Annotated in this window: 21 protein-coding genes and 2 tRNA genes; 19 read left to right on the top strand and 4 right to left on the bottom strand. The window is 55.4% G+C overall.

Annotated features, from left to right (window positions below; translation table 11 throughout):
• Positions 1 to 7: 7 nt before the first annotated feature.
• Positions 8 to 1,204: an FAD-dependent monooxygenase gene (locus B1757_RS08930; protein ID WP_101537981.1), complete on the bottom strand. Its 1,197-nt coding sequence runs from the start codon at positions 1,202 to 1,204 to the stop codon at positions 8 to 10.
• Positions 1,194 to 2,423 carry an FAD-dependent monooxygenase gene (locus B1757_RS08935; protein WP_101537982.1) on the bottom strand — a complete coding sequence of 410 codons (1,230 nt, stop codon included), beginning with the start codon at positions 2,421 to 2,423 and terminating at the stop codon, positions 1,194 to 1,196. The genes B1757_RS08930 and B1757_RS08935 overlap by 11 nt, the downstream gene beginning before the upstream one ends.
• Before the next feature lie 87 nt (positions 2,424 to 2,510).
• Between B1757_RS08935 and B1757_RS08940 the strand changes: the two genes are divergently transcribed.
• The 5 genes from B1757_RS08940 to ubiD all read left to right on the top strand — a co-directional run bounded on the left by B1757_RS08940 (position 2,511) and on the right by ubiD (position 6,887).
• A complete protein-coding gene (locus tag B1757_RS08940; RefSeq protein ID WP_172437652.1) occupies positions 2,511 to 3,287 on the top strand; it encodes a TatD family hydrolase in 777 nt (258 codons plus the stop codon).
• Complete coding sequence (locus B1757_RS08945) at positions 3,288 to 4,034, top strand: tRNA threonylcarbamoyladenosine dehydratase (RefSeq protein WP_101537984.1); 747 nt, start codon at positions 3,288 to 3,290, stop codon at positions 4,032 to 4,034.
• Between the two features lie 80 nt (positions 4,035 to 4,114).
• Entirely contained in the window at positions 4,115 to 4,504 is a 390-nt protein-coding gene (locus B1757_RS08950; protein ID WP_010637778.1) for an SCP2 sterol-binding domain-containing protein, read from the top strand.
• Positions 4,505 to 4,517: 13 nt separating this feature from the next.
• Positions 4,518 to 5,390, top strand: a complete 873-nt coding sequence (locus B1757_RS08955) for a phosphate/phosphite/phosphonate ABC transporter substrate-binding protein (protein WP_101537985.1) — start codon at positions 4,518 to 4,520, stop codon at positions 5,388 to 5,390.
• A 24-nt stretch (positions 5,391 to 5,414) separates the two neighbouring features.
• Positions 5,415 to 6,887 (top strand): 4-hydroxy-3-polyprenylbenzoate decarboxylase, encoded by a 1,473-nt coding sequence (gene ubiD / locus B1757_RS08960; protein ID WP_101537986.1) that lies wholly within the window; start codon positions 5,415 to 5,417, stop codon positions 6,885 to 6,887.
• Between the two features lie 74 nt (positions 6,888 to 6,961).
• Here the strand turns inward: ubiD and B1757_RS08965 are convergent.
• Positions 6,962 to 7,035 (bottom strand) — tRNA-Gly (locus B1757_RS08965).
• A 114-nt stretch (positions 7,036 to 7,149) separates the two neighbouring features.
• Between B1757_RS08965 and B1757_RS08970 the strand changes: the two genes are divergently transcribed.
• The 10 genes from B1757_RS08970 to B1757_RS09015 all read left to right on the top strand — a co-directional run bounded on the left by B1757_RS08970 (position 7,150) and on the right by B1757_RS09015 (position 16,090).
• Entirely contained in the window at positions 7,150 to 7,452 is a 303-nt protein-coding gene (locus B1757_RS08970) for an ArsR/SmtB family transcription factor (RefSeq protein WP_101537987.1), read from the top strand.
• A 203-nt stretch (positions 7,453 to 7,655) separates the two neighbouring features.
• Positions 7,656 to 9,086 carry a TolC family protein gene (locus B1757_RS08975; protein ID WP_101537988.1) on the top strand — a complete coding sequence of 477 codons (1,431 nt, stop codon included), beginning with the start codon at positions 7,656 to 7,658 and terminating at the stop codon, positions 9,084 to 9,086.
• Positions 9,083 to 10,162, top strand: coding sequence for an efflux RND transporter periplasmic adaptor subunit (locus B1757_RS08980; protein ID WP_101537989.1), 1,080 nt, complete (start codon positions 9,083 to 9,085; stop codon positions 10,160 to 10,162). The genes B1757_RS08975 and B1757_RS08980 overlap by 4 nt, the downstream gene beginning before the upstream one ends.
• On the top strand, positions 10,155 to 13,457 hold the full coding sequence (locus B1757_RS08985) for an efflux RND transporter permease subunit (protein WP_101538047.1): 3,303 nt from the start codon (positions 10,155 to 10,157) through the stop codon (positions 13,455 to 13,457). The genes B1757_RS08980 and B1757_RS08985 overlap by 8 nt, the downstream gene beginning before the upstream one ends.
• Positions 13,458 to 13,463: 6 nt before the next feature.
• Positions 13,464 to 13,685 (top strand): YgaP family membrane protein, encoded by a 222-nt coding sequence (locus tag B1757_RS08990; protein WP_101537990.1) that lies wholly within the window; start codon positions 13,464 to 13,466, stop codon positions 13,683 to 13,685.
• A 3-nt stretch (positions 13,686 to 13,688) separates the two neighbouring features.
• Positions 13,689 to 14,114, top strand: coding sequence for a rhodanese-like domain-containing protein (locus B1757_RS08995; RefSeq protein WP_101537991.1), 426 nt, complete (start codon positions 13,689 to 13,691; stop codon positions 14,112 to 14,114).
• Positions 14,111 to 14,389 (top strand): glutaredoxin 3, encoded by a 279-nt coding sequence (gene grxC / locus B1757_RS09000; RefSeq protein WP_101537992.1) that lies wholly within the window; start codon positions 14,111 to 14,113, stop codon positions 14,387 to 14,389. The genes B1757_RS08995 and grxC overlap by 4 nt, the downstream gene beginning before the upstream one ends.
• A gap of 35 nt (positions 14,390 to 14,424) precedes the next feature.
• Positions 14,425 to 14,859, top strand: coding sequence for a thioredoxin TrxC (gene trxC, locus B1757_RS09005; protein WP_101537993.1), 435 nt, complete (start codon positions 14,425 to 14,427; stop codon positions 14,857 to 14,859).
• Positions 14,860 to 14,962: 103 nt separating this feature from the next.
• Entirely contained in the window at positions 14,963 to 15,949 is a 987-nt protein-coding gene (locus tag B1757_RS09010) for an N-acetylmuramoyl-L-alanine amidase (RefSeq protein ID WP_172437653.1), read from the top strand.
• A 65-nt stretch (positions 15,950 to 16,014) separates the two neighbouring features.
• Positions 16,015 to 16,090: transfer RNA gene (locus tag B1757_RS09015), tRNA-Glu, on the top strand.
• Between the two features lie 14 nt (positions 16,091 to 16,104).
• Here the strand turns inward: B1757_RS09015 and B1757_RS09020 are convergent.
• Positions 16,105 to 17,469: an HD-GYP domain-containing protein gene (locus B1757_RS09020; RefSeq protein ID WP_216360846.1), complete on the bottom strand. Its 1,365-nt coding sequence runs from the start codon at positions 17,467 to 17,469 to the stop codon at positions 16,105 to 16,107.
• Positions 17,470 to 17,719: 250 nt separating this feature from the next.
• Here B1757_RS09020 and dapA point away from each other — a divergent pair, with 250 nt between their 5' ends.
• The 4 genes from dapA to purC are packed head-to-tail and all read left to right on the top strand — an operon-like array spanning position 17,720 to position 21,768.
• A complete protein-coding gene (gene dapA / locus B1757_RS09025) occupies positions 17,720 to 18,595 on the top strand; it encodes a 4-hydroxy-tetrahydrodipicolinate synthase (RefSeq protein ID WP_101537995.1) in 876 nt (291 codons plus the stop codon).
• Positions 18,596 to 18,632: 37 nt separating this feature from the next.
• Entirely contained in the window at positions 18,633 to 19,757 is a 1,125-nt protein-coding gene (locus B1757_RS09030; RefSeq protein WP_101537996.1) for an outer membrane protein assembly factor BamC, read from the top strand.
• Positions 19,754 to 21,061 (top strand): adenylosuccinate lyase, encoded by a 1,308-nt coding sequence (purB, locus tag B1757_RS09035; protein ID WP_101537997.1) that lies wholly within the window; start codon positions 19,754 to 19,756, stop codon positions 21,059 to 21,061. Before B1757_RS09030 ends, purB begins: the two co-directional genes overlap by 4 nt.
• Positions 21,058 to 21,768, top strand: a complete 711-nt coding sequence (gene purC, locus B1757_RS09040) for a phosphoribosylaminoimidazolesuccinocarboxamide synthase (protein WP_101537998.1) — start codon at positions 21,058 to 21,060, stop codon at positions 21,766 to 21,768. The genes purB and purC overlap by 4 nt, the downstream gene beginning before the upstream one ends.
• Positions 21,769 to 21,851 lie beyond the last annotated feature (83 nt).

Genomic DNA, 21,851 nt, shown 5'->3' on the forward strand with positions numbered 1-21,851 from the left:
GTTCTCCTTAAAGGCCCATGGCCTGACGGATGAGAAAGCGTTTGACCGGAGGCAACAGCCCTGTTCCCAGCATTCCCAGGTCGCGCAGACGGGCGAGCCCACGACTGCGGTTGGAAAAGAGGTGACTGAGGGCGCCACAGGTCATGACATTGACCAGATTATCAGGGCGTCGCGCTCTTTGATAGCGGTGCAATGCTGGTCTGTCTCCCCAATCTTCATGTCGTGCGCGCGCTTCCTGAATGCTTTGGGCCAGCGCTGTGACATCTCGGAAGCCCAGATTGACGCCGAGGCCCGCCAAGGGATGCACGCCATGGGCACTGTCTCCCAGGACCACGCAGCGGTCACCCGTATAGCGGCTGCTATGCAGACCCGACAGGGGATAACTGTTGCGCTCGCCGATACGCACAAAATGCCCCAGTTGCGGCCCAAAGGCCTGATGAAAAGCCGCCAAAAACGCGGCATCGTCCATCTGCATCAGCCGCCTTGCCAGGGCATGTTTGGCACTCCAGACGATGGATGCCCGGGGATGCCCGGCGCTGTCGGGACTGAAGGGCAGGACTGCCAGCGGGCCGGTAGGGAGAAAACGCTGATAGGCGATCCCGCGATGGGGTTTTTCCATCCACACCGTCGCGGTGATGGCATCCTGGCCATAGGCCTCCTGAAAAACCGGGGCCTGGATAAGCTGTTTGCGCAGCAGTGACTGGCGACCTTCGGCAATGGCAAGGAGGGTCGTTCCATAGCTGCTTTCCCGGGATGTGCTGCTGGTGCTGATGTGCATATGCTCCTGGTCCGCCCAGGCGGTGCTGATTTCCTGCCCAAAAAAAACCGCCACCCCTTGTTCGGCGAGTGCGGCATGAAGCAATTGCTCCAGGCGACGGTTTTCGACGATGTGTCCGAGAAAACTTTCTCCTGCTTCTTCTGCATCCAGATGAATGCTGCCAGTGGTTTCAGCGTCCCAGACCCGCATTCTTTCCACAGCGCTACCCAATGTTGCCACGTCAATGCCGATTGTCTGCAAAAAGCGCCCCGAACCGGCAGCAACCAGGCTGGCACGTTCATACTTGTCGGGCAGGGCACAAATGGCTTGGGGACGTTTTTCAAAAACAGCGACCCGCAGCCCAGTCTGCTGGACCGCAAGGGCCAGGCTGGCCCCTACCATGCCGGCACCGGAAATAATCAGATCGTAATGGGGATCAGCGGACATGGGCGGGCGCTCTTTGCAAATCGGGAATGACACTGCCGGGGGGCAGACGAATGCCAGCCAGTCGCGCTGCCAGCTCGCGTTTGCCCAGGGTGCTTTGCTCCAGCAGGGCCAATGCGGCAGCGCGTGCTACACGAAGAGGAAAACGGGGGTTGCTGAACAGGCGATTCATGGCTTCGGTAAACGCGATGGTTTCCAGTCGGTCACGCCGGCGAATACGGACATAATCCTCCAGCAATCGTCTGCTGCCGGGATCCTGACCCGCGGCGGCGGCTTCTCGAAGCAGAGCGGCAAGGGTAATGACATCGCGCAAACCCAGATTGTAACCCTGACCTGCAATAGGATGCAGTGTCTGGGCAGCATTGCCCACCAGAGCCAGACGTTGGCCGGGTTGTGCCCAAAGACGCTGGAAAAACAGGGGATACACACTGCGCGGGCTGGCCGCGACCAAGGGGGGCAGCTGAGGCGGGCGCTGGCGGTTCAAGGCTTCCAGAAAAGCGCCATCATGAAGATCCATGACCTGACTGGCGGCACCTGGACGCAAGCTCCAGACGATGGAGAACTGTTGTTGACCAAAGGGCAGGAAGGCCAGCGGCCCACTTTCCTGAAAGTGCTCAAAGGCGATACCAGCAAGGGGTTCGCGGGGGGTGACGGTGGCGACAATGGCATGGCGATTATGATCCCAGCCCATGCGTTGCAGGGACGCCAGACGGGCGAGCCCACCATGTCCACCATCGGCGACCACCGCCAGCGCCGTTTCCACCCGCAGGTCCGGCCAGTCCAGTTGCAGGCGATCAGGAAACCATTGCAGGGCTTCCAGAGGACCGGCGGCCACCTGCTGGACAGCTGGATTCTGGGCCAGAGGGAGCGCCAGTGCTGTCTGTAGGGTGTTCAGCCCGGCCACTTCCCCCAGGCGCTGTTCGGGCGCGTCGAGTAGCTGGTGCTCAAGACGAACCCGACCGGTAAGGCCTTGCTGGGTAATCTGCACGGTTTTGATGGCAGCCGCACCGGACAGAGGCATTTCCACCCCCAGATGGCTCAGCAGACGCCGACTGCCCAGGGCCAGAGCCACTGTTCGGTCCTGATGTGCTGGACGGACTTGCTGCAGGGGAAAGGTGTCGACAATCAGTACCTTGAGGGCGATTTCACCCAGGGCCAATGCCAGACTGTGCGCCACAGGGCCATTGCCGAGGATGGTAATATCGGCAGTCAGGCTACGCATGATTTCTCCAGCATTTGAGCATATCCTGCCATTTAAGACCAAGATGAGTCTGGCGGCAAGTCGTGGATGGAGGATATTGACAGGAAAATGTGCGTGCCAAAGTTGGTTGATAGTCACTGTCATCTGGACGATGCGGCATTTGATCTGGACCGGCCGGATGTCATCCGCAGAGCCCGGGCTGCGGGCGTACAGAAAATCATCGTGCCCGCATACAGTCCATTGTTCTGGCCCCGTCTGCAGCAGCTCTGCGCTCAGAATATCTGGCTTTATCCCGCTTATGGGGTGCATCCCTTGTATCTCCATGCCTGCGCTTCTGACTGGTTTGAGGCATTGCCGGTTTGGCTGGAAAATGCGGTGGCCGTGGGAGAAATCGGTCTCGACCGTTCGGATAATGCGCCCGATCATGGGGCGCAAATCGCTTGCCTGAAAAGCCAGTTGCAGTTGGCGCAGGCGTTGGACTTGCCGGTGATCCTGCATGCGCGGGGTACGCTCGAAGAGTTGATCCTGATTCTGCGTGGTTTTCCGAGACTGCGGGGGGTGGTGCACAGTTTTTCCGGAAGCCTGGTGCAGGCGCAGCGACTGATGGACAGCGGGTTTTATCTGGGACTGGGTGCTGCCTTCACCCATGCCCGGGCCTTGCGCCTGCAAGCCACGATTCGCTCTTTACCCCTGGATCGGGTATTGATAGAAACTGATGCCCCCTGGCAGTCGGGTGCATCCTTTCGGGGGCAACGTAACGAGCCGGCTTTTCTGTTGGAAACCGTCCGTGCCCTGGCCCATCTGCGCGAAATGGCATTTTCAGCGTTGGCAGAACAACTCACTCGTAATACTCTGGCTTTTTTTCGCTTGCAGGAAAATGCCTAGATGCCGGATCCTTTTGAACGGAGTGAAATTCTGTTGGGTAGCCCCGCAGTGGCGGATTTGCGCCGCCGCCACGTATTGATTGCCGGTGTGGGTGGTGTGGGTGGTTATGTAGCCGAAAACCTGGCCCGTGCCGGAGTCGGTCATATTACGCTGGTGGATCATGATGTGGTTTCGCCATCCAATATCAACCGTCAGGTAGTGGCACTGCATTCGACCCTGGATCAGCCCAAGGTGGCGGTGATGGCGGCACGTATCCGGGATATATCCCCGACTTGTACGGTCGTTGCCCGCCGGGAATTTATTACTGCCGACAATGCGGAGCGGATTCTCCGCGAGAGTGGCACTGAACTGGTGGCCGATTGTATTGATGCCATTGCTTGGAAAGCGGTGTTGATCCAGTCTGCCCAGCAGCTGGGTCTGGAAGTGTTTTCCAGTATGGGCGCCGGAAATCGCCTGGATCCGCGCCGGGTGCGGATAGCCAAACTGAATCAGACCGAAAAATGTCCGCTGGCCCGGGAGGTGCGGGCGTTACTGCGAAAAAATGGCGCCAGTCTCGATTTTTTGACCGTGTTCTCTGACGAAACGCCCCGTCCGACTGCTCCACCCGAGCCAGTGACAGGCCCCCAAGGGCGACCCAAAACCGTCAATGGGACGATTTCTTATATGCCCGCTCTGTTTGGGGTGATGCTTTCAGGCATGATTATCCAATTTCTGCTGGAAGCTGGCGAAAGTGAAAAAAACATCTAAATAGAAAATTAAAGCAAGTATTTTAACAGAATATAAACAAATTATTATATGGTGTGCATAGCGTAGAGGCGCTTCAAGTTATGGCAAAATTCATGAGTACGGAATGGATCCGTCTGGTGGGTAAGCAGTGGGATACACATCCGGAAATTCAGAAAGATCTGAAGAATTTCAATGCGACCTGGGAATATTACATTGAAGATCGACCGGATATTCCCCACGTCATGCTCTTCTGCAAGGCAGGAAAAGTCATTTATGCTGGGCCTTCTGATGGCCGCCGCCGTGACTTCATCATGTGGACAAGCATGGATAACTGGAAGAAGATCCTTTCCGGTGAGTTGTCGGGTAAAGCCGCCCTGATGACCCGCAAGCTCAAGTTCAAGGGATCCATGATGACCGCCATGAAATATATGACGCCTTTTAATATCCACTTGAGTATTCTCGGTGAAATCCCCGTCGATTTTGATATTTAAGGCAGGCGCATTGATGAATGAAGAATGGGCAGCCAGCAACAGCATCCTGAACTTTACGGTGGATCCGAACTACTCGGGTAAAAACCTGCCTGGCTGGTTTCTGATGAATACCTATTTGCAACGTCATCTGGGTCAGGTGATGCATTTCCAGCCGCATGATGATTTTGACAGTGGCCGGGCGGCGGTGCTTTCCGGTCAATTTGATCTGGTCTATGCGAACCCCTTCGACTGGGTGCAATATCAGCAGAAGCTGGCGTTCCGGCCCATCGTCAAGCCCCGCAATCATTTTGACGAAGTGTATTTGTGCGGAAAAGCCGATGGGCCGATGCACAGCCCCGAGGATTTTCCGGAGCGCATACGCATTGCCTCGGCACATCCCGGCACGCTGGTGCATATGGTTGGGCTTTTTCTGATGGACAAGGCCGATATTGATCGCGCGCGCCTGGAGTTTGTGTTTACCGGCAGTTATCAGGGGGTACTCAAAGCCCTGCTGCAGGGGCAGGCGGACCTGGGTTTTCTGTTTGATGAGGTGTACCTCAGTGCCAGCAAGCTGATTCGCGAGCGTCTGCGCATTATCGATCAGTCGGATGATGCTTTTGCTTTTCATGCTTTTTGTATCGGCCCCCGCCTGTTTCCGCAGCAGGACATGCTGACCGATCTGCTCTGTGCCATGGAAGCGGATGCGCGCGGAAAAGTGCTGCTGGACGATCTGGGCTTTGCCGGATTCGAGGCGGTTACGGAAGACGAAATCGCCTGCCTGAGTACCCTGGCTGATGAGTACATCAGCGGCCACGAAGCCATTGATATTCGTGCCACCTCCAGCCTGGAAGTGGCGGACACTGCCTTTGTGGTCGCTCGCGAAGACCCCGGAGAGGGGACAAACTAGACCGGCTATGGTTACAATGCGCGTATGAGCTATCGTGACCTGCGCGCCTTTATTGCTGATCTGGAAAAACGGGACCTGCTGCGTTCTCTCCAGGTGCCCGTATCTCCGCAGCTGGAGATGACCGAAATTTGTGATCGCACCCTCCGCGCCGGTGGCCCCGCAGTGCTATTCCAGCAGGTGAGCGGTTTTAATATGCCGGTGCTGGGCAATCTTTTTGGAACGACGCAAAGAGTGGCCCTGGGCATGGGCGCCGAATCCCTGGCGGATTTACGGCAGATCGGTCAATTGCTGTCCTACCTCAAGGAGCCCGACCCTCCCCGTGGGTTGAAGGACCTGTGGCATAAATTGCCGACCCTGCGCAAAGTATTGTACATGGCGCCAACGACTGTTGCCCGTCCCCCCTGTCAGGAAGTCATCCTGCGCGGTGATGACGTGGATTTGTCTACTCTGCCGGTACAGACCTGTTGGCCGGAAGATGCCGCACCGCTCATGACCTGGGGCTTGACCATTACCAAGGGTCCGCACAAGCGCCGGGCCAACATGGGTATTTATCGCCAGCAGGTCATTGGCCGCAACCGGGTGATCATGCGCTGGCTGGCACACCGGGGCGGGGCACAGGACCTGCGCGAATTTCAGAAGCAGCATCGGGGCGAGCCTTTTCCCGTGGCGGTGGCCTACGGTGCCGATCCGGCAACCATTCTTGCTGCCGTGATTCCCATTCCGGATACGGTTTCCGAGCATCAGTTTGCCGGATTGTTGCGGGGGGGGCGTACCGAGTTGGCCAAGGCTCTGACGGTACCGCTACAGGTGCCTGCCCGCGCCGAAATCGTTCTGGAAGGTCATATCTACCCCGATGATATGGCCGAAGAAGGCCCTTTTGGAGACCATACCGGATATTATAACGAAACCCAGAAGTTTCCGGTGTTTACCGTGGAAGCCATCACCCATCGGGAAAACCCCATTTATCACAGTACCTATACCGGCCGTCCCCCCGATGAGCCGGCGATTCTGGGCGCAGCGCTGAATGAAGTGTTTGTGCCATTACTGCAGAAGCAGTTTCCAGAAATTGTGGATTTTTATTTGCCCCCCGAAGGCTGCTCCTACCGCCTGGCAGTCGTCAGCATCCGCAAGGGTTATCCGGGGCATGCCAAGCGCGTTATGTTTGGCATCTGGGGATTTCTGCGCCAGTTCATGTATACCAAATTCATTATTGTGGTGGATGACGATATCAATGTGCGCAGTTGGGAAGATGTGATCTGGGCCATGACAACCCGGATGGACCCGGTGCGGGATATCACCCTGATTGAAAACACGCCCATTGATTATCTGGATTTTGCCTCGCCGGTGGCGGGTCTGGGTGGCAAGACAGGGTTTGATGCGACCAACAAGATGCCCGGGGAAACTCAGCGGGAGTGGGGGCGGCCCATCCAGATGACTGCAGCTGTGCGCGAGCGAGTGGATGCCATACTGGGCGGTCTGGATAGGCCGCTGTACTGAATGACGGATGTATTGGTGTTAAAAATCTGGGGTTTCTAAAATTGTTGTATGGGGTTATTCTCATTCGCTGATAATGGAGCGGGTGATGGGAATCGAACCCACGTCATGAGCTTGGGAAGCTCAGGTTCTACCATTGAACTACACCCGCGTCGTGCGGATTCTATGCGGTTGAAGTGTAAAAGGCAAGGCGGAGACATAACTTCGCGCTACAATTTTTTAATGAAAGTCAATAAGATGGTTAATAGACCAAGAGGCAAGAATAATGGAAGAGTTACCAACCAGAGAAGAGGACATTGAACAGGCTTCGCGTTCTCTGAAAGCCATGGCCCACCCACTGCGTCTCAAAGTGCTGTGTGTGTTGGGTTCGGAAGAAATGAGTGTGCAGGATATTGTTTCGGCGGTGGGGACCACCCAGAGTAATATTTCCCAGCATCTGGCGATCTTGCGCGAAAAAGATATTCTTCGAGCGCGCAAGGATGCCAACAAAGTCTATTACCGCGTCGGTGATCCGCGAACCTTGCGGCTGATTTCCATGATGAGTGACGTTTTCTGTAGCGTCCATTAGGTTTTTCAGATCCATAAGGATCGCAATTCAGTGGCGGGGGATTCAATATCAGGATTCTACCGTGAGATGATTGTTGTGGTATATGGTTATATTCTGATATGCTCCGCCACCTGCGCTTGCCCTTCTGCAGAAGACGTATGAAAAGCAATGCGCACCGTTTTCCTGAAGAGGATGGTTGTGGCTTTGAGTGGCGGAGATTAAGTATGTTTGAAGGTCCCTGTAAAAAATCCTTGCTGCTGCTGACGGCGGCCATAGTGGGATCTCTGTCGGCTGCACCGGCAATGGCCCTGGATTTTAAGCAGTGCGTGACTTTGGCTCTCAAGCAGAATCCGCAGATGCTCGCCGCCAAGGCGCAACAGGCGGAAGCCAAAGGTGCCGTATCTGAGGCGCGGGGGCATTTACTGCCGAAGTTGAAGGCCTCTTTTTCTGCCAGCCAGTCCAATAATGCCCTGACGGTTTTTGGTATGAAGCTGTCCCAGCGCCAGGCTACTTTCAATGATTTTGGCGCCAGCCAATTCAATCCCAGCAATCCTAACAGCCTGGGTCTGGCACCGGCTGGCCTCAATCTTCCGGGTAATTACCATAATTATGGCACCAAAGTTCAGCTGGAGATTCCCATCTGGAATGGGGGCGAAATCTGGGGACGCCTCAATCAGGCCCATGCCATGCTCGAAGCCGCCCAAAGCGGCAATATCCTGGCCCGCCAGAAACTGACTTTTGCCGTGCTTCAGGCTTATGACAGTGTCATTGCCGCTGACAGCGCCATCCAGGTAGCCCAAAAAGCCGAAAAGGCCGCTGCATCCTATGTGAAAACCAGCAAGTTACTGCTCGATAAGGGAGTATTGGTCAAAAGTGACTGGTTGGCCGCCGAAGTGAATCGTGAAAAAACCCAGTTGGCTGTTCAGAATGCTGAAAATAATCGCGCTAATGCATTGGAAAATCTGTCCATTTTGATTGGCTGGCCCGAGGGGAAAAACCTTGTCGTGGAAAAACCCGTGCAACCGCTATTGCCGGACCATCCTCTGGCAGATTTGCAACGCGAGGCTCTTGCCGACAATGCTGGTATTGTCGCCTTGCAACAGCAGTTGAAGGCCGCTCAGGACGGTATTCAGGTCGCCCGAGCCGCTTATATGCCCCATGTGAATGCCATGGCCAATCAGGAATGGAATGGTAGCTCACTCGGGAATGCGGCGCCCTCTTACACCATTGGTGGTGAAGTGACCTGGAATGTACTGGATTTTGCTCGAGGCGGTGGTATGGATCGGGCCCAGGCCAAACGCGAACAAGCCATGGCAGCCTTGCAAGAGGCCCAGGACAAGCTGCGTTTGCAGGTGGCAGAAGCCTGGCGCAGTGCTCGGGAGGCAGCGCTGCGCGTCAAAATGCGTCAGCTGGCAGTCCAGCAAATGGAAGAATCCCAACGTCTGGTGCGTTTGCGTTATGAAAACGGTGTCGAAACCATTACCGGACTTTTACATGGTCAGGCCGAACTGGATCAATCCAGGGCAGAGCTGGTTTCGGCTTATTATGCCGAGGCTGTCCAGCGCGGTGCGCTGCTGCTGGCTATGGGTAAATTGAATCCGCAAGAAATTGTCGACGCGGCTCCGGTGCCCGTTGAAGAAGGAGTGCAACAATGATGATCTGGAAGCGCACCGCGCTGTTGTCGATGCTGGTGTTAAGTAGTGCCAGCCTGGCTGCCTGCAGCAAAACGCCTCCCCAGTCCCCGGCCATCCATCAGCGCATGAATGCCCCGGTCATGCAGATTGGCGGGAAGGATATGGCCGCCTACAGCCAGATTCCCGGTACGGTAATTGCCGCCCAGCAGGTAGAGATCAGTTCCCGGCTCAGCGGTTATATTCGTCATCTTGACCTGCGCGAAGGGCAAGCCGTCAAAGCAGGCCAGTTGCTTTTTGAGGTCGATCCGACCGATGTGCAGGCCCAGGTACGGCAGGCCCAGGCGGGTCTGGCGGAAGCCCAATCCAGCCTCAACGATGCCCGTTCCAATTATGTACGTTTCAAGGCGCTTTACGCCCAGCAGGCGATTCCAGAAAAACAATGGGATCAGGTGAAATCCGCATATGCCATGGCGCAAGCCCGTGCTGCTGCAGCCCAAGCTGGAATTGCCAGCGCCCAGGCCCAGATGCGCTATGCCCGGGTAACGGCCCCCTTTTCCGGCATCATCATCAATAAGCAGGCGCAAAATGGGGATATGGCGTCGCCCGGACAGCCGGTACTGACCCTGGCCAATCCTGGCCAGTTGGAAGTGCGTTTTGCGGCAGGAAGTACGTTATTCCAAAGTCTGAAAATGGGCCAGACCCTCGAGGTGCTGGCAGATGGGCACAGGGTGCCTGCGACGGTGCTGGATTTGGTGAGTACGGCGGATCCCATGACCCATGCCCACACCGTCAAGCTGAGGTTGCCTGCAAATAGTCACTTGCAGGCCGGTAATTATGTGACGGTTGAGGCGCCTCTGGCGAAACGGCAGGTAATTACCGTCCCGACCAGCGCCCTGCAGGACCGTGCCGGCATCTCGGGAGTTTTTGTAGTAGATGCCCAGGGTATAGCCCATTACCGCATGGTACGCCGTGGTCCGGAAACGTCTGATGGTGTGGAAATTCTTGCCGGCTTGAGTACGGGCGAAACCGTGGTGACCGGCAATGTTGCCGCTGTGAATAATGGTGATCAGATCAATGCCGGTGCAGCCCATGGCTGATCAGCAGCATAAGATGAATCTGGCTGGCCGCCTCGCCCAGTCTTTCTATCAATCCAAAATTACTGTACTCATCATGATCGCCATTGCCCTTTTCGGGCTGTTGGCGGTGACGGTGACGCCCCGCCTATATAATCCTGAAATCGTGGTTCCGGCAGCAGAAATTTTTGTCATGCGGCCCGGTTCCAATAGTAAAGAAATCCATAATTTGGTCATTCGCCCGCTGGAAGCGCTGATGGCTTCTTTGCCGGGGGTGCATCATACCTTTGGATACGCGGTGAATGACATGGGGATTGTCACCGTGGAATTCCAGGTGGGTGCCAACGAAGAAAAAAGCCTGCTTGAGGTCTATAATCAGCTCAGTCGCAATATGGACAAAATGCCGCCGGGAACCGAACAACCCCTGGTGAAATCCATCGGTATCAATGATGTGCCGATCATGACGGTGACCTTGAGTAGCGCACGGCTGAATAATTTGGCCTTGCGGCAGGTGGCTATCCGCCTGATGGATCAGTTGCAGAATGTGCCTGATGTAGCCAATGCCATTCTGATTGGCGGCGGCAGGCAGGCAGTCAATGTCTGGCTCAATCCCGCCAAACTGGCCAGCGCCGGCCTCAGCCTGAAAAACATCCAGCAGTCTCTGCAGGGCAATAATGTCATTCTTCCCGGTGGACATCTGGTCAATCATAATCATGAAATCCCCCTGCGTATCGACGGTGCGCTGGGCTCTGTTCAGGCCGTCGGCAATGTGATTATCGGCAGTCATGATGGCCAACCCATTTTTCTGAAAAATGTGGCCCGTATTGAGGAAGGTGCTGCGGAAAGTCATACCGCGACCAGTAACACGGAAGGGCTGGCCAACCAGATGCATCTTCCCGCCGGCACCAGCATGCCTGCCGTGACCATTGCCCTGGCCAAGCGTCCGGGTACCAATGCCGTAACCGTGGCTGATGCTGTCAAAGCCAAACTAGGACGCCTGGAGCGGGAAGCCCTGCCGCAGGGAGTGCATGTCAGCATTACCCGTGACTATGGTGCCCGCGCCAATGATGCCGTGAGTACTTTGTTTGAGCATCTCAGTATCGCCATTGGCGTGGTGGCCATCATCCTGATGCTCTTCCTAGGATGGCGCGAAGCCGGTATTGTCATCTTGACGGTTCCTCTGACCCTTGGCGCTGTGCTGGGGATAGGCTGGTTGCTGGGCCAGACAATCAACCGGATTACCCTTTTCGCCCTGATTCTCTCTCTCGGCTTGCTGGTCGATGGCGGGATTGTGGTCATTGAAAATATCCATCGCCATTTGCATGCTTGTTCCAAGGGTGGGTTTGCCGATTGTGTCATCCATGCGACGAATGAAATCGGAAATCCCACCAATATTGCCACCCTGGCAGTCATTCTGGCTTTTGTACCGATGGCTTTTGTCACCGGGATGATGGGGCCGTTCATGTTGCCCATCCCGATTTTTGTGCCCATCGCGATGATCGCTTCGGTTTTGCTGGCCTACACGGTGGTTCCCTGGGGCGCTTACCGCTTTCTGCGCCGAAAGGCGGCCAAGGCCGCAGATGCGCACGCTGCAGCAGCGCATGGCGACGAACATGCTGATGACGCCCAGTCTTCCCCAGATGCCCTGCAAAGAGGGTATTTGCGGGTAGTGACGCCACTACTCAAATCGTCGGGGCGGCGCAATATTTTTTTTCTGGTGGTAGTGATTCTGCTCCTGTTGGCCATGTTAATGCCCTTGTGGCAATTTGTTCGCCCCTCGGGAACGAATGGTCCTCTCAGCGCTCTCGGGGTTAACCTGAAAATGCTTCCTGCAGGGAATGTCAGCGATTTCATGATCCAGGTAGATACTCCTGCTGGTACGGCGCTGGATGCTACCGGGCAGGTGACAGAAGCAGTTGGTAACGTTCTCGTTCATAATCGGTACATCAAAAACTTTCAGACTTATCTGGGACATTCGGCCCCTGTCGATTTTGCCGGACTGGTGCGCGGTGACATGATGCGTGAGGGCAGTAACTACGCCCAGATCCAGATCAATCTCGTCCCCCGTGATGAACGTCCCATGTCTCATACGGTGGCTGTGGAAGTCTATAAGGCCTTGCAGGGCGTACGTGAGCGTTTTCCGAGGGCGGTCATCAAGATTTTTGAGGTGCCTCCGGGTCCTCCCGTGCGCGCCCAGGTGGTTGCCGAGCTCTATGGTCCGAATTACCAGAAGCTCCGGGAACTGGCAGGAACCGTAGAGCAGCGTTTCCGGAAAGTCTACGACATGATCAATGTGGATGATTCGGTAACCGCTACCGTGCCCGAGTATCGGGTTCATGTGGACCGGCAAAAGGCGATGCTGGCTGGTGTGGCCCCTGCTCAGGTGGCTGAGCTGGTGCATGATTACATTGCCGGTACCAAGCTGGGTGCCTTGCACGATCCTTCTGCCCGGGAACCGGTGGATATCATTTTGCGGGTGCCGCCCCAGGATCGCGCCTGGAGGCAGCAGATTCTCGATCTACATATTCGCAACAGCCAGGGTCAGCAGGTGGCTTTGTCGAGTATTGTGCAGATCCAGAAAACCTCTCTGGCAAAACCGATCTACGACCGGGACCAGCATCCCGTGGTTTACGTGACCGGTGATCTCATTGGATCCAGTCCGGTGTATGCGGTTTTGAGTCTTAATGATTGGCTGGATGGCCGGCATCTGGATGGCGTGCATCTGAGCACCGGTAATCTGGGCTTTACGCCCTCCCAGCCGAGTGATATTACTCATTACCAGATTCTCTGGGGCGGTGATATGCGTCTGACCCTGGACGTTTTCCGTGATCTGGGGGCGGCCTTCATCGTTGCACTGGTATTCATTTATCTGATGCTGGTGGCTTACTACCAGTCTTTCATGATGCCGGTGATTGTCATGGGTGCGATTCCGATGACGCTGATCGGTGTTTTTCCTGGCCACTGGCTGCTCAATACGCCCTTCAATGCTACCTCCATGATCGGCGTGATCGCTCTGGCCGGTGTGGTGGTGCGTAACTCATTGTTGCTGATTGATTTTATTATTGATTATCGGCACCAGGGCTTTCCGTTGGAAGAGGCGGTTTTACAGGCGGGTGCCGTTCGCTTCCGCCCTATTCTCCTCACCGCACTGGCCATTATGTTCGGTTCGGCCATCATGGTATCCGATCCAGTCTTTGGAGGTTTGGCGGTTTCCTTGATTTTTGGCACCTTCGCCTCCACACTCCTGACATTAGTGGTGATTCCGCTGCTGTATTTTTTATGGGAGCGGCGCCTTGAGCAGCAGACACAGAGGATTTAACAAGAAATGAATACAGAACGTTGGGTACGTGTGGTTGCCGGTTTTTTTGTCCTGGTGAGTGTCATTCTGGGCGCTCCTGCCAGTCCCATTTTTGTGAGTGAATGGTTTCTGGCGTTTACGCTTTTTGTGGGATTCAACTTGTTGCAGAGCGGTTTCTCCTGTTTCTGCCCTCTGGACCGTATTTTGTTGAAGCTGGGTGTTCCTGGTTCTGGATCCTGCGGGAGATAACTCATGGAAGCCAAACTCCTTACCTTCGCCCAGGCGCAATGGCCTCTTTTGCTTGTGGCGGTTGCGCTGATTGTCATGATTTTCAAAGGGCCGCTGACGCGCAAGGCAGCCGGTATCAGTGAAGTGGATGCCAAGGCGGCGGTCCAGCTCATCAATCACGAAGAAGCCGTGGTGATTGATGTGCGTGAACAAAATGAATGGGCTCAGGGACATCTCCCCGGGGCTCGTCACATTCCTCTTGGTGATTTGCCCAAATACATGAAAGAGCTGGAAAAGCACCGTGGTCACCATGTGATTTGTCAATGCGCCAGCGGGATGCGATCGGCCCGGGCGGCCGCCAGTTTGAAAAAAGCCGGCTTCGATAAAATCTACAGTCTTAAAGGCGGCATTGGTGCCTGGCGTAGTGCTGGCTTGCCGGTCGAAAAATGAAAGTCGTTGCTGAAGTCATCATGTACGCCACGGGAACCTGTCCTTATTGCCACCGGGCCGAAGCCCTGCTGCGCAGCAAGGGGGTCAATCCTACCGTTATCCGCGTCGATCAAAATCCAGCTCTGCGCCGGGAAATGCAGCAGCGTGCCCACGGTCGCCATACGGTGCCGCAGATTTTTATCAATGGACTGCATGTGGGTGGATCTGATGATCTGGCCGCATTGAACCATCGCGGTGGACTGGATAGTCTGTTACAAACGCCTCCCCAGGCTTAGTTTCGCACGCTGATGGATATTCTCAGGAGGAAAAAATGACAACATTGATGCTGGTGTGTCCTTCCTGTGGTGGACTGAATCGTGTTCCCCAGGAGCGCTTGGGGGATAAAGCCAAATGTGGCAAGTGCCATGCCGAACTGTTACCCGAGCATCCGGTCAACCTGGATGCAGGACATTTCAATACCTATGTCCAGAAAAATGCACTCCCGGTGCTGGTGGACTTTTGGGCTCCCTGGTGCGGGCCCTGTCGCAGTATGGCACCTCAGTTTGAACAGGCCGCGCGCACTCTGCGGGGGCGGGTTTTGTTTGCCAAGGTCAATACCGAAGCAGAGCAGTCTCTGGGGGCGCGCTTCCAGATTCGCTCGATTCCCAGCATGCTGCTCTTCCAAAATGGTCAGGAAACGGCGCGCGTCAGTGGCGCCATGGGCGCAGCAGAAATCCAGCGCTGGCTTGGATCCCAAGGGGTCTAAGCGGGCACGGGGATAGATCTAAGAGCTAATCCCTTGACTTCCTCCGAATAAACACTAAATTACCCCTATAAGTTCAGAAATTAATATAAGTTGGGGGCGTACTGTGCGTGATTCATCCAGTATTTGTTCCAGTCGGCGACAATTTCTTCAGCGGTTGGCTCTGGGCGGAGCCCTGCTGGGAACATGGACAATGGCTGATGCCAGCCGGCTTGGCCGCATTACGCCTCGTGAACGCCCCATTGTGGTCTGCTTGGATCCCGGACATGGCGGCCACGATCCTGGCGCGGTGGGTGTGCGCGGTACCCGGGAAAAGGATGTGGTCCTCGATGTAGGCCTTATTTTGGCCGGGCATCTGCGCAGGACACCTGGGATTCAGGTGGTGATGACCCGGCAGACAGATCGGTATATTCCTCTCCTGTCGCGCATGTATCTGGGCTCCCGTCAGCGTGCAGACCTATTTGTTTCCATTCATGCTGATGCTTTTCCGGATCCCGACGTGCGTGGTTCTACGGTCTGGGCCTTATCCGGAAAGGGAGCCAGCAATGCCGCTGCCCGCTGGCTGGCTAAATCCCAAAATTCGGCAGATCCGATCCTCAGTAAATGGTCCACCAGTCGGCAAGATCCCATGCTGAACGAGGTGCTGATCAACATGACACAGACTGCGGCCATGAATGCCGCCGCAGCGGCGGCAGATGTCATGATTCGTGGCCTGGCAGGAATAGAAGGCTTGCATAATGCGGCAGTGCAACATGCCAATTTTGTGGTACTGCGTGCCCCCGATGTGCCTTCCATGCTGGTTGAAACCGCCTTTATCTCGAATCCCCAGGAAGAACAGCGGCTGCGTGACCCGGAATTCCGGCAGGATCTGGCGCAAAGTATGCATGACGCTATTGTGGCCCATTTTGTCAAGGCACCCCCCAGCGGAAGCTGCTGGTCTGCGGCCAACCATGTGCTGGGTCATCATGAAACTCTCACGGAAGTGGCGCGACGCTATGGCCTGAGCGTGAAAGCCCTGCGCCTCGCCAACAATCTTGCCCAGGGTGAAGAGCCGGCAGGCACCCATTTGCGCGTGCCGATCATGGATGCTTGAAATACCCGTTTGCAAATCGGCGACCGGTTGCTATTATTGCCAAGATCCTTATAATTTGTGGCCTTGCTCCCATCGTCTAGTGGTCTAGGACACTGGCCTCTCACGTCGGTAACAGGGGTTCGAACCCCCTTGGGAGCACCATTTTAGTCTGGTCACTATTCCAGGAAATTCCATGATGGTACGCATGTTTTCAATGCTTCCAGACAATCGGGATCAATGGCTTTACCTGTCTCCTGTTCCATGATTGCCAGGGTGCGGGCCACCGGTACTGCATCACGGTACGGTCTTTTGGCTGTGATCGCATCAAATATGTCGGCAGTAGTGATGATTCTGGTTTCCATCGAAATGTCTGGTGCCTGTAAACCTAACGGATAGCCTTTACCATCGAGCCGTTCATGATGGGCTGCGGCGATGGCAGCCATCTCCTGGAAATGAAAAATTCTTTCCAGCACATTTTTGGTCAGAGCTGCGTGGGTACGGACTTCTTCCCATTCCAGATCATCCAGTTTGCCGGGCTTGTCCAGAATGTGGTTACTGACGCCCAGTTTGCCCACATCATGTAATAGCGCGCCTCGGCGTAACCAGCGACGATGTTCGGCTTCAAGGCCCATTTTTTGAGCGATGCCATCCGCGTAGAGGCTTACCCGACGACTATGGTCATGGGTGTAAGGGCTTTTGATGTCAACGATGGAGGCAAACACCTCGGCAATACGATCCAGTCTGTCTTCATCAATAAAGGTTCGGCAGGATATGGGTTCCAGCGCGCTGACGCGCGCTTCGAGGCCTTCATCCCTGAATCCTTCCCAAAAGGCTTCAATAGGGTTGATTGCATGAAAATTGCGAACTAGGTCAGGATTGAACCAGGTTCCAGAGCGCCGCTGCAGCTCTTTCATCACATCATGACGAGTTCCGGTTTTGTAAAAAACATCAATGACCTGTGCTATCAAGGCAATTTGTGAAAACAGGGGGATCTGATTTCCTTTGAGACCTTCGGGGCGGCCTTTGCCATTCCAGTGTTCATCCAGGCTCTTGATGCTTTCGGCAACTCTCGTATTGAAGCCTAACTCCAGTGCTATGTTGGATCCTCTTTCACAGCGCGTTTGGACGAGTTCAGTGGCTAGTTCTTCGCCTTTGCTCCCCAGATGGATCACGCGGCGCATCCTGTCGAGAAGATCTTCATGTTTGCCGGCGTGGCGGAAAACAAAGCGGGCCAGTTGCAGTAGGCTCTGGTTATCGACCAGTTTGAAGTCTTTTTTGACCAGTCTTTCGTCATCTCCATAAAGCTCCCAGAGACGCGCCGCGTTACTACTGCAACCGGCATCTTTGAGCAGTACCGAGTAATAGAGATCGGTCAACGCCGCATCATCCAGTTGCAACGCCTGACCGATATGCATAGCTATCCAAGTGCAGCGCAGGGAGTGTCCCGCAGGCTGACCCTCGGTCAGATCCAACGCAAAACTGATAGCGCCGACGATTTCAGCGAGGGAGGCCGTTGATTCTGGATGAGCATTGCTTTGCACTTGGTGCTCCTCTTACCGAATGTACCAAATATAATACATTAGCATAAAATGTGTATATTATTTAATGCAATCCAGTGAGAAAGTGCTGCAGGTCTTTTCTTGAAGAGGCTCAGGAATGCTGATTTTCCAAGATTCAGTATTTGTCGGGGTCAGATCTCGCCTGTTTTCATGCTTTACCTTGCCAGCCTCCAATTCGGCAAGTACCATCCCATGCAGAAATGGAACGCGTAAGAGCGGGAGCATAACAATCATGTTTCACGGCAGTATGGTAGCTTTGGTGACGCCCATGCGCGCAGATGGCGTTGTGGATGATCAGGCGTTACGGGATTTGGTGGAGTGGCACATCAGTGAAGGCACCCACGCCCTGGTGGCCGTCGGCACCACCGGTGAATCGGCCACCCTGGAAATGAAAGAGCATGTCGCGGTGATCCGCAGTGTCGTGGAGCAGGTCCGGGGACGCGTGCCGGTCATTGCCGGGACCGGCGCCAATGCCACCCACGAAGCCATCAGTCTGACCAAAGCAGCCATGGAAGCCAAGGCGGACGCCGCGCTCCTGGTCTCTCCTTACTACAATAAACCCACCCAGGAAGGACTTTTTCAGCACTATACCGCCATTGCCGAAGCCTGCCATTTTCCCATGATTCTCTATAACGTGCCGGGTCGGACGGGCGGGGATATTCTCCCGGAAACCGTGGCGCGGCTTGCACCTCGCGCCTGTGTGGTGGGTATCAAGGAGGCCAGCGGCAAGGTCGAGCGGGTGGCGGAAATTCTGCAGCTCTGCGGTGATCAGGTGGAAGTCTATACCGGCGATGATGCCGCCGCCCTCGCAGCTATGTCATTGGGTGCGCGAGGGGTTATTTCGGTAACGGCGAATGTGGCCCCCCGGATGATGGCAGAAATGTGTCAACTGGCCCTGACTGGTGACTTTGTGGCGGCGAGAGCAGTCAACGCCCGGCTGGTGGGCCTGCACCGTGATCTATTTGTTGAATCCAACCCGATTCCAGTGAAATGGGCCTTGCAGGAGATGGGACGTATGGGTCCAGCCTTGCGTCTGCCCCTGACACCATTGGCCGAGATGTATCACGAGCGTCTGCGCGGTAGTCTGCGAGCAGCGCGTTGTCTTTGATTTTTTTCGCGCTCTGTCGCGTTTAGTGGAGTATTGCATGCGCCGTTATGTTGCACTTGCCGTGGTCACCAGTCTGGGTTTAGGGGGCTGTTCGTATATTCCTTTCCTGCATACGAGTACGGGTCCTCAATACGCAGATTCGCAGGTCATGAAGCCCCTCGCGGTTCCGCCAGACTTGCTGGCACAGGTGCCGGCACCGGGAGTAACCATACCGGGGGGCGCAGTCAATCCGGCCACCGTAGCAGACAGTACTGTTGGCGGATACGGTGTTTTCCAGCCCCGCGAAGCGCCGGGACAGCAGCCTGTCGAAGAAAAATCGCTGGCCGGTGTAGGCTCTCAAATTTTGGGGAGCGGAGCTGATCTGAGCCTGAGTACCCAGGCTCAGCCCGCCCAAATCTGGTCGGCCGTGAAAGCAACTTTGGCAGACAGCAAAACGCCCATTGAAAAATTTGCTCCGGAGCAGGGGGAGTTGGTCACCGGCTGGCATAATTTCCGGACCGGCATTGCCGCCTTTTTTGGCAACACCCTGGCACCTTCCCATCGCGAGAGATATGCTTTTCATTTGCAGCCTGGTGCCGATGGCGCCCAGGTGCTGAGTATCCAGCAGGAACGTTACTGGAATAATCCCCAGGGCAGTTCGGTGGAATGGAAGAAGGTTCCTGCAGATGCCGATCATAACCGGGATCTGCTCAAAGCCATTCAGAAGCATTTGCAGCAGACCAGCATTCTGGCCGAAATGCCCAAAATCAAGGTCACTCGCTATCGCGACGATCGCGGCCCTTATCTGGTACTCAATGCGGTTCCGGCCAAAGCCCAACCGGCGGTGGAAATGGCTTTACAGGGGCTCGGCTATCCGGTGCGCAGTGAAGGGCTGGGTGACTGGACAGTGATGATCCATGCAGGCAGTCAGCAGGCTGCCAAAAAATCGGGATTTTTCGGAGGGATGTTCAGCCGTGCCTGGAGCAGTATCCAGGATATCTGGAGCAGTCCAAAGGACCGGGAGCCGGTTTCCGTGCGTGTTCGTTTGCTGGCGATGAAGGATGATTCCGGCAGTGTGCTGGAAACTGAACCGAAAATGGGTAAAAAAGCGCCGGAGGCAGCCTTGGAAGTTCTCAATAAGTTACAGACCGCGCTGACACCCCAGGCGGAGGGTAACGCATGATCGAACGGTATACCCGCCCGGAAATGGGTGCCTTGTGGACCCAGGATGCCAAATATCAGGCCTGGCTCGATGTGGAACTGGCCGCCTGCCGGGCTTTGGCGGCGCGGGGAGAAATACCCGCCGAAGCCCTGACAGAAATCGAGGCGAAGGCGGCATTTGATAGTACCCGTATTGCCGAAATCGAGCTGGAAGTAAAACATGATGTCATCGCCTTTTTGACCTCGGTGGCGGAGTTTGTCGGACCTTCCAGCCGCTTCATTCATGTCGGCCTCACTTCTTCGGATGTGGTGGATACGGGTTTTGGCTTGCAGCTCAAACGTTCCGGTGAACTACTCCTGCAGGGCATGGACCGGCTTCGTGCCGCTCTGGAGCAGCTGGCCTGGAAGCACAAGGACACGGTCATGATGGGTCGTTCCCATGGCATTCATGCCGAGCCCATCACTTTTGGACTGAAAGTGGCAGTCTGGTATGCCGAAGCCCAACGCAATCATCAGCGTCTGCAGCATGCGATCAACGCGGTTTCGGCAGGGATGCTTTCCGGCGCCGTGGGTACTTTCGCCAACATTGATCCGGATATTGAAGAAGCCGTTTGCCGCGAACTGGGACTGAGTCCGGAACTGGCCAGCACCCAGGTGATCTCCCGGGATCGCCACGCCGAATTTTTCAATACCCTGGCCATCATCGCCGGTTCCATCGAGAAAATTGCGGTAGAAATCCGCCATCTCCAGCGTACGGAAGTGCTGGAAGCCGAAGAGCCCTTTACAGCAGGACAGAAGGGCAGTTCTGCCATGCCCCACAAGCGTAACCCCATCCTTTCTGAAAACCTGACCGGTCTGGCCCGACTGCTGCGCGGTTATGCCAGCATGGCGCTGGAAGACATTGCTCTCTGGCATGAGCGGGATATTTCCCATTCCAGCGTGGAGCGGGTCATTGGTCCCGATGCCTGCATTGTCATGGATTTCATGTTCCACCGGGTCAGCGGCTTGCTGGAGAAGCTGGTGGTATATCCCCGGAACATGATGGATAACCTGAACCAGATGCACGGCCTGATTTTTTCCCAGCGAGTCTTGCTGGCGCTGACGGCCAAGGGCATGCTGCGCGAAAACGCCTATCGTGTCGTCCAGCGCAATGCCATGCAGGTCTGGGAAAAACAGGCGGATTTCAAGACACTTCTGGCCGCCGATGCCGATGTTTCCCAATATTTGTCAGAGCAGGATCTGGCTGAACTCTTTGATCTGGCTTACCACACCCGCAATATTGACCGGATTTTTGCGCGGGTATTTCCCCAGGGAAGGCCGCAATGAGCGACCGTGAGGCGTTGTATGAAGGCAAGGCTAAAATAGTTTACACCAGCAGCACGGAAGACGCGCTGATCCTCCATTTCAAGGATGACACCTCGGCATTTGATGGAGAAAAGGTCGAACAGCTGGCCCGCAAGGGCGAAGTCAATAATGCTTTCAATGCCTTCATCATGGAGTATCTGCAATCCGAAGGAGTGCCGACCCATTTTATTCGGCGCCTGGATGCCCGAGAAAGTCTGGTGCGGCGTCTGGACATGATCCCGGTGGAATGCGTGGTGCGCAATCGGGCAGCGGGTTCTCTGACAAAACGCCTGGGCATTGAGGAAGGACGGGTATTGGAACCGCCGACTCTGGAGTTTTTTCTGAAAAATGATGCCCTCCACGATCCCATGATCAACACTTCCCATATTCGCACCTTTGGCTGGGCCAGTGCCGAAGAAGTGGAAGCCATGCGTCGTTGGACCATGCGCGTGAATACTTTGTTAAAAGCGCTGTTTGCCAAGGCGGATTTGATCCTGGTGGATTTCAAGCTGGAGTTCGGACGATTTCAGGGCGAGTTATACCTGGGCGATGAATTCAGTCCCGACGGTTGTCGCCTCTGGGATGCCCACAGTCTGGAAAAAATGGACAAGGACCGTTTCCGTCGCAATCTGGGAGGGGTAGTTGAGGCTTACCAGGAAGTGGCGCAACGCCTGGGCGTGGCCCTCTAAGTAAAGCATTTTCACGTGGTCGATGACGCGGGGTTCGTCAACCTGGCCGAATCCTGCCAGTTTTTTAGAACGAGGACACATTA

This window comes from Acidithiobacillus marinus, assembly GCF_002847505.1.
In the GTDB taxonomy this organism is placed as follows: domain Bacteria; phylum Pseudomonadota; class Gammaproteobacteria; order Acidithiobacillales; family Acidithiobacillaceae; genus Acidithiobacillus; species Acidithiobacillus marinus.

Coding starts and splice junctions, on each gene's coding strand:
- B1757_RS08930 (WP_101537981.1), bottom strand. CDS start 1,204: ATGTCCGCTGATCCCCATTACGATCTGATTATTTCCGGTGCCGGCATG.
- grxC (WP_101537992.1), top strand. CDS start 14,111: ATGAAAGTCGTTGCTGAAGTCATCATGTACGCCACGGGAACCTGTCCT.
- ubiD (WP_101537986.1), top strand. CDS start 5,415: ATGAGCTATCGTGACCTGCGCGCCTTTATTGCTGATCTGGAAAAACGG.
- B1757_RS08940 (WP_172437652.1), top strand. CDS start 2,511: ATGTGCGTGCCAAAGTTGGTTGATAGTCACTGTCATCTGGACGATGCG.
- B1757_RS08955 (WP_101537985.1), top strand. CDS start 4,518: ATGAATGAAGAATGGGCAGCCAGCAACAGCATCCTGAACTTTACGGTG.
- dapA (WP_101537995.1), top strand. CDS start 17,720: ATGTTTCACGGCAGTATGGTAGCTTTGGTGACGCCCATGCGCGCAGAT.
- B1757_RS08975 (WP_101537988.1), top strand. CDS start 7,656: ATGTTTGAAGGTCCCTGTAAAAAATCCTTGCTGCTGCTGACGGCGGCC.
- trxC (WP_101537993.1), top strand. CDS start 14,425: ATGACAACATTGATGCTGGTGTGTCCTTCCTGTGGTGGACTGAATCGT.
- purB (WP_101537997.1), top strand. CDS start 19,754: ATGATCGAACGGTATACCCGCCCGGAAATGGGTGCCTTGTGGACCCAG.
- B1757_RS08945 (WP_101537984.1), top strand. CDS start 3,288: ATGCCGGATCCTTTTGAACGGAGTGAAATTCTGTTGGGTAGCCCCGCA.
- purC (WP_101537998.1), top strand. CDS start 21,058: ATGAGCGACCGTGAGGCGTTGTATGAAGGCAAGGCTAAAATAGTTTAC.
- B1757_RS08980 (WP_101537989.1), top strand. CDS start 9,083: ATGATGATCTGGAAGCGCACCGCGCTGTTGTCGATGCTGGTGTTAAGT.
- B1757_RS08995 (WP_101537991.1), top strand. CDS start 13,689: ATGGAAGCCAAACTCCTTACCTTCGCCCAGGCGCAATGGCCTCTTTTG.
- B1757_RS08990 (WP_101537990.1), top strand. CDS start 13,464: ATGAATACAGAACGTTGGGTACGTGTGGTTGCCGGTTTTTTTGTCCTG.
- B1757_RS08970 (WP_101537987.1), top strand. CDS start 7,150: ATGGAAGAGTTACCAACCAGAGAAGAGGACATTGAACAGGCTTCGCGT.
- B1757_RS08950 (WP_010637778.1), top strand. CDS start 4,115: ATGGCAAAATTCATGAGTACGGAATGGATCCGTCTGGTGGGTAAGCAG.
- B1757_RS08935 (WP_101537982.1), bottom strand. CDS start 2,423: ATGCGTAGCCTGACTGCCGATATTACCATCCTCGGCAATGGCCCTGTG.
- B1757_RS09030 (WP_101537996.1), top strand. CDS start 18,633: ATGCGCCGTTATGTTGCACTTGCCGTGGTCACCAGTCTGGGTTTAGGG.
- B1757_RS08985 (WP_101538047.1), top strand. CDS start 10,155: ATGGCTGATCAGCAGCATAAGATGAATCTGGCTGGCCGCCTCGCCCAG.